Below are 12,138 nucleotides of genomic sequence, written 5' to 3' on the forward strand. Positions count from 1 at the left end.
CCGGCCCCATCCCCGACGCGTTCAGCCCTTCACCGCCCCGCCCAGGGCGAAGCCTCCTCCCAGGCGGCGGGAGATCAGTACGTACAGGAGGATGACCGGCGTCGAGTAGATGATGGAGAACGCGGCCAGTTGGCCGTACGCCACCATGCCCCGGTTGCCGAAGAAGTCGTTGATGCTGACGGACGCCGGCATCTGGTCGGGGGTGAGCAGGAGCATGAAGGGGACGAAGAAGTTGCCCCACATCATGACGAAGGAGAAGACCGTCACGACGGCCACGCCGGGGCCCATGAGAGGCAGGACGATGCGGACCAGGGACTGGAACGCCGACGCCCCGTCCGTCCACGCCGCCTCCTCCAGTTCCTTCGGTACGCCGTCCATGAAGTTCTTCATCAGCCAGATGGCGAAGGGGAGTTGGGAGGCGGCGAAGAAGAAGATCGTGCCCTGCGTGGTGTCGATCAGGTCCACCTGGACGAAGAGGGCGTAGACCGGGACCATGATCGCCGTGATGGGCAGGCTGGTGGCGAAGAGGATCGTCAGCAGGAACGGGCGGTTGAAGCGGGAGCGGAAGCGGGAGAGCGGGTAGGCCGCGAGAGCGGCTGAGGCCACCGTGAGCAGGGTCGCGCCGCCGCACAGGATCAGGCTGTTGAGGAGGGGGGTGAAGGTGATCTCGGGGGTCAGGATCGCGTCGAAGTTGTCCAGGGTGAGGCCGTCGGGAGCCTTCACCCGGAGGCCGGCGTGGGGGTCGAGGGCGGACAGGACCACCCAGGCCAGGGGGAGCACGAAGGCCGCGGCGACGACCAGGAGCCCCGCGTCGGCCGCGAGGCGACGGGTCGTGCGGCGGGAGGAGAGGGTGTGGGCCATGCCCGGTCAGACCTCCGTCCGTAGCAGGCGCAGGTAGACGAGAGAGAAGAGGGAGCCGACCAGGAGGAGCAGCAGGGCCACCGCGGTGCCGTAGCCGATCAGGCTGTTCTGGAAGGCCTGTTCGTACATGAAGAGGGGCAGTGTCTGGCTTCTGCCGCCCGGGCCGCCTCGCGTCATCACCCAGATCAGGCCGAAGACCGAGAGGGTCTGGAGGGTGTTGAGCATCAGGTTCGTGCCGATGGACCGGCGGATCATGGGCAGGGTGATGTGCCACATGCGGCGCCAGCCCCCGGCCCCGTCGACCTCCGCGGCTTCGGTGATCTCCTTGGGGATCTCGTTCAGGGCCGCTGAGTAGACCAGCATCGAGAAGGCCGTGCCGCGCCAGACGTTCGCGAACGAGACCGCCAGGATCGGCAGCGTGAACAGCCAGTTCTGGGAGGGCAGGTGCAGCCAGTCCAGGATGGCGTTGAGAGTGCCCTCGCGGCGGAAGAAGGCGTAGAGCAGGAAGCCCGCCACGACCTCCGGCAGGACCCATGCAGTGACGACGATGCCGCCGGTGAGCGTGCGGACCGGTTTCGACGCGCGCTGCATCAGCGCCGCCAGGGCCAGGCCCAGCGTGTTCTGTCCGATGAGGGAGGACAGGACGGTGAACACCAGGGTCAGCCATACGGCGTTCAGGAACGCCTCGTCCCCGAAGGCCCGGGTGAAGTTGTCGAGGCCGACGAACGACTCCTGGGCCTGGCCGGTCAGTTGGAGGTCGGTGAAGGCGATGTAGACGCTGTAGGCGATCGGGCCGGCCAGGAAGAGGAGGAGCAGGACGACCGCGGGGGTCAGGGGGAGGAGCCGCACCGGCAGGCGGGGGCCGCGCGCTGCCGGGTGCGTGTCCTTGGAGGTTTCGGTGAGCCGGGGGTGGGGGGCCGTGGCGGTCATCGGGTCACTTCTCGGCCACCTGGTTGTCCGTCGCGTCCCTGAGCGCGTCCGTGTAGGCGCTCGTCGCCTCGTCCACCGACGTGTCGCCCGTCGTGACGCCCTCCATCGCTTCCTGGACGGCCACCGAGACCTTGGGGTAGGCCGGGTAGGCGGGGCGGTAGTGCGTGTTCGCCACGAGGTCCGTGAAGAACTTGGTGCCGGGCTGGGCCGTGGCGTACGCGGGGTCCTTCGCCACGTCCTCGCGGACCGCGATGCCGGAGTTGGCGACGTACCACTTCTGCGCGTTGGCCTTGGTCTGCATGGTCTTGATGAACTCGAACGCCAGGTCCGGGTTGCCCGCCTTGGCCGGGATCGACCAGGTCCAGCCGCCGGACATGCTCACCTTGCCGGGCGCCTGGCCGTTCTGGGTCGGCATGGCGGCCAGGCCCAGCTTCTGAGACCACTCGGGCCACTCGTGGCCGCTGCCGGGCAGCCAGTCCTGCGGCAGCCAGGAGCCGTCGAGGGCGATGCCGAGCTTGCCCTGCGGGAGCCACTCGCCGCGGACCCGGGTCATGACGTTCGGGTCGAGCGCGTCGGAGACGTCCGGGCCGAGTTTCTCCTTGTAGACCGTCTCGACGAAGGAGAGCGCGTCCTTGAAGGCCTGGCCGCCGGCGATCCACTTCTTGCTCGACTTGTCGTAGAGGGGGTCCGTGGTGCCGTCGTTCGTGCCGTAGAGCAGCATCTCGAAGGTCTGCATGGTGGCGGCCTCGCCGACCGGCTTGCCCGTGTAGACGTTGAGGGGGATCGTGTCGGGGACCTTGCGTTTGATGGTGCGGGCGGCAGTGAGGATGTCGTTCCAGGTCTTCGGCTGCCAGGTGGCGGGGAGGCCCGCCTTCTTGAAGATGTCCTTGTCGAACCAGAGGCCGCGGGTATCCGTGCCGTCGGGGACGCCGTACGTCTTGCCGTCCTCGCCCTTGGCCGCCGCCTTCGCGGTGTCGATGAACTTGTCCCAGTCCGGCCACTTGGCGAGATAGGGGTCGAGGGGCTTGAGATAGCCGCTGGTGATGTCCGAGTTGATGAGGAACGTGTCCTCGTAGACCAGGTCGGGGGCGGTCTTGGGGGAGCGGAGCATCTGCTGGAGCTTGGTGTAGTACTCCGAGTCCGGGGCCTTGATCGGGACGAGCTCGACCTTCTTGCCCGGGTGGGCCTTCTCGAACTGCTTCTTGATGTCCGCGAGATAGGTGTCCATCACCTTGATGGAGTTGTCCGTGGACTGTTTGAAGGAGATCTTCACGGTGTCCGGGTCGCTGCCGGAGCCCCCGCCGCAGGCGGTGAGGGTGGACACGGCGAGGGCCAGGGCGACGAGGGGGGTGAGAGCGGCGGTGGGGCGCACGGGCACGACCTCCTGCGGGCGCACTTCTTTGTGGCCTGGACGGCTGCGTCGTGAACCTAAGTTGAGTGGTCTAGTCAGGTCAATGCGTGTGCGGTGGATTGATCGGCGTACGGTGAACCGTCATTGACCCGTGACCCAGCGGTACTGCAACTCCGGGCGCCCCACCGTGCCGTACTGCGGGCGGCGGGCCGCGTGGCCCGCGTCCACCAGATGCTCCAGATAACGGCGGGCGGTGATGCGGGAGATGCCCACGGTCTCCGCGACGCCGGCGGCCGTGAGGCCCTCCGCGCTGTCCCGCAGCGTCACGGTCACCCGCTCCAGCGTCGGCGCGCTCAGGCCCTTGGGCAGGGCGGCCGGGCCGGGGGCGCGCAGGGCCGCCAGGGCCCGGTCCACCTCGTCCTGGCCGCTCGCCTCGCCGACCGACGCGTGGAACTCGGCGTACCGGACGAGACGGTCGCGCAGCGTGGCGAAGGTGAACGGCTTCAGGACGTACTGCACGACGCCGAGCGAGACGCCCTCGCGAACGACGGTCAGATCACGCGCCGAGGTCACCGCGATCACGTCCGCGTGGTGGCCGGCGGCTCTGAGGGACCGGGCGAGCTGCAGGCCGTGCACGTCCGGAAGGTGCAGGTCGAGCAGCAGGAGGTCCACCGGGGTGCGCTCCAGGGCCCGGCGGGCCTCCGCGCCCGTGTGCGCCTTGCCCACGGCCACGAACCCGGGGACCCGTCCGACGTACATCACATGGGCGTCGGCGGCCACCGGGTCGTCCTCCACCACCAGGACCCGGATGGCATTCGCATGTGTCGTGTCGCTCGTCATGCGGAGCCTCCAGAGCCCTCGGACACCGGGCCTCCGGATGTCACGCCTGCGGCGACCGCGCCGGACTCGCGCAGCGGGAGCCGTGACTCGAACTGGGCCCCGCCCCCGTCGGCCTCCGCCACCGACAGCGTCCCCTCGTGCCGCTGCGCCGCCTGCCGTACCAGCGCCAGTCCGAGACCTCGCCCGCCCGGGCCGGACGGCTTGGTCGTGAAGCCCCGCTGGAAGACCGCATCGGCGTGCTCCGGGTCGACGCCCGGGCCCGTGTCCGAGACACGCAGCACCAGCTCGGGGCAGTCCTCGGTGTCCCGGGTGTACGCCGCCACCGTCACCCGCGCCCGTTCGCTGCCCTGCGCCGCGTCCACGGCGTTGTCGATCAGATTGCCGAGGATCGTCACCAGGTCCCGCGCCGGGAGGGTCTCGGGCAGCAGGCCGTCGTCCAGGCTGCTGTCCTCCGACACCATCAGCTCCACGCCCCGCTCGTTCGCCTGGGCCGTCTTGCCCAGCAGCAGTGCCGCCAGCACCGGCTCGCTCACCGCCGCCACGACCTGGTCGGTCAGCGCCTGCGCCAGCTCCAGCTCGGTCGTCGCGAACTCCACCGCCTCCTCCGCCCGGCCCAGCTCGATCAGCGAGACGACCGTGTGCAGCCGGTTCGCCGCCTCGTGCGCCTGCGAGCGCAGCGCCTGTGTGAAGCCGCGTTCAGAGTCCAACTCGCCCATCAACGACTGGAGTTCGGTGACATCACGCAGGGTGACGACCGTACCGCGCCGCTCGCCGCCCGACACCGGCGAGGTGTTGATGACCAGGACCCGCGACGCCGTCAGATGCACCTCGTCCACCCGCGGCTCCGACGCCAGCAGCGCGCCCGTCAGCGGGGCGGGGAGCCCGAGCTCCGCCACCGACCTGCCCACCACGTCCCCCTCCACGCCGAGCAGCTCCCGCCCCCCGTCGTTGATCAACGCCACACGGTACTGCCCGTCCAGCATCAGCAGCCCCTCCCGTACGGCGTGCAGGGCGGCCTGGTGGTAGTCGTGCATCCGGCTGAGCTCGGCCGCGTTCATCCCGTGGGTGTGGCGGCGCAACCGGGCGTTGACAACATAGGTGCCGATGGCGCCCAGGGCCAGTGCCCCGGCGGCGACGCCCAGCAGGGCCGTGACCTGGCTCTGCACGCGCTCGCTGATCGCCTCGACCCGTATGCCCGCGCTGACCAGGCCGACGATCTGCTTGCCGTTGTTGATCGGGGTGACTGCGCGGACCGACGGGCCGAGGGTGCCGGTGTAGGTCTCGGTGAAGGTCTCGCCCCGCAGGGGCCGCTCGGTGTGGCCCTGGAAGGTCTGGCCGATCTGGTCCGGGTCGGGATGCGTCCAGCGGATGCCCTGCGGGTTCATGATCGTGATGAAGTCGACCTCGGTGTCCCGCATGACCTTCAGCGCGTACGGCTGGAGCTCCGCGGTCGGGTCGGGGGCGCGGGCCGCGGCCAGCACCGACGGGGAGTCGGCGACGGACAGCGCCACGGCCCTGGCTTGGCGCTTCGCGGCCTCCTCGGCCTGGCTGCGGTCGCTGACATAGGTGAACAGAGCACATCCGGCCACGACGACCGCGATCAGTACGGCCTGCATGGCGAAGAGCTGGGCCGCCAGGCTGCGGGGTCGGGGGACGGAGAAGCGCATGTCGTCAGTCTGCCTCGTGGCTGATTGTGAACTAAATGAACGGAAGGGTGACCGCGCTCACAGGGCAGGACATAGTCACGGCATTCCCCATAACGCATCTCCGGGAGCTCCGCTCTGTGTTTCCCGGAATTCCCGGACGTGAGCCGCACGCCGGTGATGCCGACGACGTCGTCAAGGAGGGCCGCCGTGACCAGCGCAGCCGATACGGCACCTGCCGCACGCAAACCCAAGCGGGACCGCACCCACTATCTCTACATCGCGGTGATCATCGCGGTCGCTGCCGGTATCGCGGTGGGTATGGCCGCACCGGACTTCGCTGTCGGGCTGAAGCCGATCGGCACGGGCTTCGTGAACCTGATCACGATGATGATCTCGCCCATCATCTTCTGCACGATCGTGCTGGGCATCGGCTCGGTAAGGAACGCCGCCAAGGTGGGTGCCGTCGGCGGTATCGCCCTGGTCTACTTCACCGTGATGTCGCTGGTCGCCCTGGGCATCGGCCTGATCGTCGGCAACATCCTGGAGCCGGGCACCGGCCTCGCGGTGACCGACGCGATCAAGAACGCCGGTCACGAGCAGATCGATACCGAGGCCAAGGGCGCCAGCGAGTTCCTGCTCGGCATCATCCCGACCACGATCGTCTCCGCCTTCACCAACGAGTCGGTCCTGCAGACCCTGCTGATCGCCCTGCTCGCCGGCTTCGCCCTGCAGGGCATGGGCTCGGCCGGCCAGCCGATCCTGCGCGGCATCGAGCACATCCAGCGGCTCGTCTTCCGCATCCTCGCCATGGTCATGTGGGCCGCCCCGATCGGTGCCTTCGGCGCCATCGCCGCCGTCACCGGCTCCGCCGGCCTGGAAGCGCTCAAGAGTCTCGCCGTGCTGATGCTCGGCTTCTACGTCACCTGTTTCCTGTTCGTCTTCATCGTGCTCGGCGTGCTGCTGCGCGTCATTTCCGGCCTGAACATCCTCACGCTGTTCAAGTACCTGGGCCGTGAGTTCCTGCTGATCGTGTCCACCTCCTCCTCCGAGTCCGCGCTGCCGCGGCTCATCGCGAAGATGGAGCACCTGGGCGTCAGCAAGCCGGTGGTCGGCATCACCGTCCCGACCGGCTACTCCTTCAACCTCGACGGCACCATGATCTACATGACCATGGCCTCGCTGTTCATCTCCGACGCCATGGGCACGCCGATGTCCATCGGCGAGCAGATCCCGCTGCTGCTCTTCCTGCTGGTCGCCTCCAAGGGCGCCGCCGGTGTCAGCGGCGCGGGCCTCGCGACCCTGGCCGGTGGTCTGCAGTCGCACAAGCCGGCCCTGGTGGACGGCATCGGCCTGATCGTCGGCATCGACCGCTTCATGAGCGAGGCCCGCGCCCTGACCAACTTCGCCGGCAACGCCGTGGCCACCGTGCTGATCGGTACCTGGACGAAGGAGATCGACAAGGAGAGGGTGGGCGAGGTCCTCAGCGGTCAGCTGCCCTTCGACGAGAAGACGCTGCTGGACGACGACCACGGCGGCTCGTCCGACGAGCACGTCGAGGTGCCCGAGCAGGGCGGCGAGAAGGAACTGGCGAAGACCTGACGGTCGCGCCACGCTCCCCGAGACTCCGGGCGGCTGAACGTCCCCCCGTCGCTCAGCCGCCCGGTCCTGAAACGCCGAGCGGACAGGTCCACCTCCCCCAGGACCTGTCCGCTCGGCGTCGCCGTTTCCGCCGCCGCTCCTCACCCGCACCCCCAAATGCGTTGACCCGTCCGGACGCCGGGGCACAGGCTGGGACACCTTGGCCGCAGAGCGCACGCACGGAGGCGGGGCATGGGGGACTCACAGCACGTCGAAATCATGAGCTCGGACGAGTACGGGGCGCGGTACGGGGCCGGACGGGAGGCGTCCGCCCTCTCCATGGAGCAGATCGGTGAGCTGTTCCAGGAGTTCCTGATGGCCGTGGCCCGCCCGAAGCGGCGGGACGACGACGGCAGCCGCGACCTCTCCAAGAGGCTCCGTGAGCATCTGGGCTCCACCCCGGGCGACCGGCCCGTGGTCAAGGCCGCCTATCCGCCGTACGACCTGCCCAATGTGCATCTCGCCCTGGAGCGCTGGTTCGAGGGGGTCGGACGGTCGTACGAACTCGTCGGGATGCGCGGTGCCCAGCACCACGGTGAGCTGACCCTCGGCGACATCCTCGAAGCGGCCGACCGCTACGACCGGTTCACCGTCGGCGCCGTCGACTACGCCCAGCTGCCCGTCTCGCCCGACACGGAACTCGCCTGTGTCTCCTGCGGGTTCTACCTCGGGGCGGAGGGCGACGAGCGGTTCGCCGTGCTGCTGCGCGGCCCGCAGGACGAGTACGGGCGCGACAAGGTGGAGATCGAGGTGCTGGCCGGGGAGAAGGAGTTCGCCGACCGGCTGCTCGCCGAGCTCGACACCCTCGTGCGCGAACTCAACATCTTCCGGGGCCAGGTCCTCTCCTTCGAGGGGTCGGAGTTCGGCCACGGCCTCGGACCGTTCCGCTTCCACCGCAGGCCCGGACTGACCCGCGACGACATCGTGCTCCCCGACGGGCTGCTGGAGCGCGTGGAGCGGCAGGTCGTGGGAGTGGCCCGGCGCCGTGCGCGACTGCGCGCGGCCGGTCAGCACCTGCGGCGCGGACTGCTGCTGTACGGCCCGCCCGGCACCGGCAAGACCCACACCATCCGGTACCTCCTCTCCCATCTCCCCGAGTTCACGGTCGTCGTGCTGTCCGGGACGAGCATCGACGCCATCGGGCCGGCCTGCGCCCTGGCCCGGATGCTCCAGCCGGCGCTGGTCGTCCTGGAGGACTGCGACCTCGTCGCCGAGGCCCGCGACCACGGCGGTGGCGAGCAGCCCCTGCTCTTCCAGGTCCTGAACGAGATGGACGGCCTCGGCGACGACGCCGATGTCGCCTTCCTGCTCACCACCAACCGCGCCGACCTCCTGGAACCGGCCCTGGCACAGCGCCCGGGCCGGGTCGACCTCGCAGTGGAGATCCCCCTGCCGGACGCCGGCGGGCGCGCCCGGCTGCTCGATCTGTACGGCTCCGGCCTCGGTCTGGGCAAGGAGATCACCGACGAGGTGGTGGCCCGCACGGAGGGCACGACGGCGTCCTTCACCCGGGAGCTGGTCCGCAGGTCCGTGCTGATCGCCGCCGAGCGCGAGTCGGCTCGCACGGAGGCGGAGGACGTCCGCGCCGCCCTCGACGAACTCCTCTCCGACCACGACCGGCTGACTCGGCGTCTGCTCGGGGTGCCGGGCGCCGAGGGCAGCGGGGATGCCGAGGGCGAGGAGGGGTGGCAGGGCGGCGACTTCGAGTAGCCGGGCCCGTCAGTCCGCAGTGCCGAGGGCGATGGCTCCGGCGGGGCAGAGACCGGCGGCCGTCCGGGCGGCGGGCCGGTGCTCGGGGGCCGGGTCGGGGCGCAGGAGCACCACCAGGCCTTCCTCGTCGTCCTGGTCGAAGACCTCGGGAGCCGTCAGGACGCACATGCCGGCGCCGGCACAGCGCTCACGGTCGACGTTGATCCGCAGCGGCTCGTCGCTCATGCGGCTACTCCTCGTCCCAGGTGACGGGCAGGCTGATCACGCCGTAGATGTTGGAGCGTTCGCGCAGCGGCACCTCCTGGGGCGGCACCGCGAGGCGCAGGGTGGGGAAGCGGGCGAGGAGCGCGGGGAACACGACGGCCATCTCGACGCGGGCGAGTTGCTGGCCCAGGCACTGGTGGGGGCCGTGCCCGAAGGAGAGGTGCCCGGTGGCCTCGCGGTGGATGTCGAGCCGGTCGGGGTCGGGGAACCTGCGCGGGTCACGGTTGGCTGCCTGCACGGAGACGGTCACCGTCTCGCCCGCCCTGATCAACCGGCCCTCCACCTCGACGTCCTCGAGCGCCGACCGCAGAATCGGGTCGGCCACGCTGAGGTAGCGCAGCAGTTCCTCCACGGCCTGCTCGGCGAGGCCGGGGTCGGCGCGCAGTGCGTCGAGCTGGTCGGGGTTGCTCAGCAGGGCGAAGGTGCCGAGGGCGAGCATGTTCGCGGTGGTGTCGAGCCCGGCGGCGAGCAGCAGCCCGCCGATCCCGGCCAGTTCCTCGTCGGTGAGGTCGGAGGTGGTCAGATCGCTGAGCAGGTCGTCGGTGGGGTCGGCGCGCTTGACGAGGACCAGTTCGTTCAGGTACTGGAGCAGCGCCGCGTAGGCACCGCCCCTCGCCTCCGCGTCCGCCGCCTGGTCGAAGATGGTCGCCACCTGGCTCTGGAACCGCTCGCGGTCGGCGTACGGCACGCCGAGCAGCTCGCAGATCATGAGCGCGGGCACGGGCCGCGCCAGTGCCTCGACCAGGTCGGCCGTGGGCCCGGCCTGCGCCATGGCGTCCAGGCACTCGGTGGTGAACCGCTCGACGCGCTCGGTGAGCCGGCGCATGCGCCGGACGGTGAACTTGCCGGTGAGCAGACGCCGGTAGCGGGTGTGCTCGGGGGCGTCGAGGCCGGTGATGTCGCCGACCGGGGCCGGCGGCAGCTCCGCCGGCGCCCCGGGGACCGGCACCGGCATGTGCAGGAGTTCGTAGCGTGAGCTGAAGCGCCGGTCGGCGAGGATCGCGCGGGCCGCGGCGTGGCCGGTGGCCAGCCGGCCCGTGTGTCCGTCGGCGTAGCGCAGGCGGCGCAGCGGATGGTCGCTCAGCGCGGTGAGTTCGGCGGGCGGGTCGAAGGGGCAGCCGGTGTGCCGGTCGGTGGGCAGGGTGGGCGGCTCCTCGGCGGTGGTGCCGGCCGTGGTGGTGTCGGCGGCCGTCGGGTCGTACGGCATGGGTCCTCCTGCGGTCGTCCGGGCGGGGTGTGTGGTGCGTACCGGGCCGGGGTGGGCGAGGTCAGGCGCGGCGGATGATGATGTCGCCGGCCGAGGTCCGGGCGTGCACCTCGACGGTCTCGTCGGAGTCCGCCGGGCCGGCCGAGGAGCCGAGCGAGTTGCGCACCGTGCCGTACTTGGCGTTCAGGTCGAGCCAGGCGGCGGTGCCCTCGTGGATGCCCACTTCGAGGTCGCCGACGGAGGTGCGCAGTTCGATCCGGCCGCGCCTGGCGTCGCCGACGCGGATACGGCCGTTGGAGGCCATCGCGTCGACCCCGGCGTGGGCGACGCCGATCTCGATCCGGCCGTTGGCGCACTTGGCGCCCACGTCGCCGTGCGCGATGCCGACGGAGATGTCGCCGTTGGCCGCGTTGGTCTTCAGACCGCCGGTGACCTCGCCGACCTCGGTGGCGCCGTTGCTGTTCTTGACGGTCGCCGTGCCCGCGACCGTGCCGACCTCGACCCGGCCGGCGCCGGTGATCTCGACGTCTCCGGTCGAGCGGGCCAGGCGGATGTCGCCGTGGTCGGTCTTGAGGACGGCTCCGTCCGCCTCGTCGACCTGGAGTTCGCCGAGCGAGGTCTTGAGCGTGACGTCTCCGAGGCGTCCTTCGCAGAGGAAGCCGCCCATGGCGGAGGTGCCGCGGACATCGGATCCCGCGGGGAGTTCGACGCTCACCTCGATGGCGCCCGGCTTGCCGAACAGGGAGCGCTTCTTGGGCGCCCTGATCGTGAGGCGGCCGCCCGAGCAGGTGACCTGGGTCTGCTGCGCGGCGCGTACGTCGTTGTCGTCGGAGCCGTTGCGCGGCAGCACTTCCACGACGGTGTCGGTGCGCTTGCCCGCGGTGACGCGGGCGGTGCCGACCTCCAGCTCGAGGGTGACGGAGATCGGTTCGGGGGTGTCGAAAGCAGGCATGACTGTCCCGTCCTCTTGGCTTGGGTGGGTGGTCCCGCCGGTGAGGCGGGTGATGAGCGGCCTAGTGGACCCAGCCGGTGAGGCTCCGGCCGACCGGGTCCCTGTCGCGGCCCGGCGGGCTCGCGCGCTCCCCGCCGTCGAGAGCGAGGCACACGGCCCGCACCAGCCAGGCGTTGACCGACAGCCCCTCGGTCGCGGCGGCCTCCTCGATGCGGGCCTTGAGCCGGGCGGGGAGACGCAGGTTGATCCGCGCCATGGTGCCGTCGTCGGCTTCCGCCGGCAGGGGCGGCGGCGCGGGCGCGACGGGGGCCGCGACCGGCTCCCGCGCCTCCCGGAACGGCTCGGGAGCGTGCGGCGCCGTCACCACGAACTCGGGCTCGGATCCGCGCAGCCGCACATCGACCGAACCCGGCGCCAGCTCCCGCGTGACCTCGCCCATGGCGGCGGCCAGCGCGTCGAGGAGGGTCAGGCGGACGGCGGACTCCAGCGGGGCGGTGAGCCGCTCGGCCAGGGCGCGGGCGTCGTCACCACCGGCATCCGCGGCGACAGCCAGCTCGCGCCGGAGGGCGTCGACGTAGGGCGTGAGGTCCATGACGCCATGATGGCACATGAGTGGCGCCAGGGCGAGCCATCTTGACCTCATCTTGTTTTGAGGCCATCTGACCTGGCCTTTCTTTCTCGTTTTGAGGCTTCGCCATGCCGTGAAGGGCAAGAAGGAGCTTGCGGGAGCGTCGAAGTG

At 70.5% G+C, this 12,138-nt stretch carries 11 protein-coding genes; 2 read left to right on the plus strand and 9 right to left on the minus strand.

All coding sequences use genetic code 11. From position 1 onward, the window contains the following. Positions 1-21: 21 nt before the first annotated feature. From AC07DF_RS05050 to AC07DF_RS05070, 5 genes are all read right to left on the minus strand, one after another. The gene (locus AC07DF_RS05050; protein WP_478966977.1) at positions 22-861 is read right to left on the minus strand and encodes a carbohydrate ABC transporter permease; all 840 of its coding nucleotides are present in this window, start codon (positions 859-861) and stop codon (positions 22-24) included. A 6-nt stretch (positions 862-867) separates the two neighbouring features. Further along, on the minus strand, positions 868-1,791 hold the full coding sequence (locus tag AC07DF_RS05055) for a carbohydrate ABC transporter permease (RefSeq protein WP_478966979.1): 924 nt from the start codon (positions 1,789-1,791) through the stop codon (positions 868-870). A gap of 4 nt (positions 1,792-1,795) precedes the next feature. Beyond that, on the minus strand, positions 1,796-3,169 hold the full coding sequence (locus tag AC07DF_RS05060; RefSeq protein WP_478966981.1) for an extracellular solute-binding protein: 1,374 nt from the start codon (positions 3,167-3,169) through the stop codon (positions 1,796-1,798). Between the two features lie 114 nt (positions 3,170-3,283). Then, positions 3,284-3,982, minus strand: coding sequence for a response regulator (locus AC07DF_RS05065; RefSeq protein ID WP_478966983.1), 699 nt, complete (start codon positions 3,980-3,982; stop codon positions 3,284-3,286). After that, positions 3,979-5,649, minus strand: a complete 1,671-nt coding sequence (locus AC07DF_RS05070; protein ID WP_478966985.1) for a sensor histidine kinase — start codon at positions 5,647-5,649, stop codon at positions 3,979-3,981. The genes AC07DF_RS05065 and AC07DF_RS05070 overlap by 4 nt, the downstream gene beginning before the upstream one ends. 186 nt (positions 5,650-5,835) lie before the next feature. Between AC07DF_RS05070 and AC07DF_RS05075 the strand changes: the two genes are divergently transcribed. Both AC07DF_RS05075 and AC07DF_RS05080 read left to right on the plus strand, forming a co-directional pair. Continuing rightward, positions 5,836-7,227, plus strand: a complete 1,392-nt coding sequence (locus AC07DF_RS05075; RefSeq protein ID WP_478966987.1) for a cation:dicarboxylate symporter family transporter — start codon at positions 5,836-5,838, stop codon at positions 7,225-7,227. A 231-nt stretch (positions 7,228-7,458) separates the two neighbouring features. After that, positions 7,459-8,976, plus strand: a complete 1,518-nt coding sequence (locus AC07DF_RS05080; RefSeq protein WP_478966989.1) for an AAA family ATPase — start codon at positions 7,459-7,461, stop codon at positions 8,974-8,976. A gap of 9 nt (positions 8,977-8,985) precedes the next feature. Here AC07DF_RS05080 and AC07DF_RS05085 read toward each other — a convergent pair whose 3' ends face one another. The 4 genes from AC07DF_RS05085 to AC07DF_RS05100 form a co-directional block, all read right to left on the minus strand. Further along, the gene (locus AC07DF_RS05085) at positions 8,986-9,201 is read right to left on the minus strand and encodes a ferredoxin (RefSeq protein ID WP_478966991.1); all 216 of its coding nucleotides are present in this window, start codon (positions 9,199-9,201) and stop codon (positions 8,986-8,988) included. Positions 9,202-9,205: 4 nt separating this feature from the next. Then, on the minus strand, positions 9,206-10,447 hold the full coding sequence (locus AC07DF_RS05090) for a cytochrome P450 (protein ID WP_478966993.1): 1,242 nt from the start codon (positions 10,445-10,447) through the stop codon (positions 9,206-9,208). Between the two features lie 61 nt (positions 10,448-10,508). Further along, on the minus strand, positions 10,509-11,399 hold the full coding sequence (locus AC07DF_RS05095; RefSeq protein WP_478966995.1) for a DUF4097 family beta strand repeat-containing protein: 891 nt from the start codon (positions 11,397-11,399) through the stop codon (positions 10,509-10,511). A gap of 61 nt (positions 11,400-11,460) precedes the next feature. Further along, positions 11,461-11,991, minus strand: coding sequence for a toxin-antitoxin system HicB family antitoxin (locus AC07DF_RS05100; RefSeq protein ID WP_478966997.1), 531 nt, complete (start codon positions 11,989-11,991; stop codon positions 11,461-11,463). Positions 11,992-12,138 lie beyond the last annotated feature (147 nt).

It is taken from the genome of Streptomyces sp. NPDC044719 (assembly GCF_056433405.1).

Coding starts and splice junctions, on each gene's coding strand:
- AC07DF_RS05065 (WP_478966983.1), bottom strand. CDS start 3,982: ATGACGAGCGACACGACACATGCGAATGCCATCCGGGTCCTGGTGGTG.
- AC07DF_RS05080 (WP_478966989.1), top strand. CDS start 7,459: ATGGGGGACTCACAGCACGTCGAAATCATGAGCTCGGACGAGTACGGG.
- AC07DF_RS05070 (WP_478966985.1), bottom strand. CDS start 5,649: ATGCGCTTCTCCGTCCCCCGACCCCGCAGCCTGGCGGCCCAGCTCTTC.
- AC07DF_RS05100 (WP_478966997.1), bottom strand. CDS start 11,991: ATGGACCTCACGCCCTACGTCGACGCCCTCCGGCGCGAGCTGGCTGTC.
- AC07DF_RS05090 (WP_478966993.1), bottom strand. CDS start 10,447: ATGCCGTACGACCCGACGGCCGCCGACACCACCACGGCCGGCACCACC.
- AC07DF_RS05095 (WP_478966995.1), bottom strand. CDS start 11,399: ATGCCTGCTTTCGACACCCCCGAACCGATCTCCGTCACCCTCGAGCTG.
- AC07DF_RS05050 (WP_478966977.1), bottom strand. CDS start 861: ATGGCCCACACCCTCTCCTCCCGCCGCACGACCCGTCGCCTCGCGGCC.
- AC07DF_RS05085 (WP_478966991.1), bottom strand. CDS start 9,201: ATGAGCGACGAGCCGCTGCGGATCAACGTCGACCGTGAGCGCTGTGCC.
- AC07DF_RS05055 (WP_478966979.1), bottom strand. CDS start 1,791: ATGACCGCCACGGCCCCCCACCCCCGGCTCACCGAAACCTCCAAGGAC.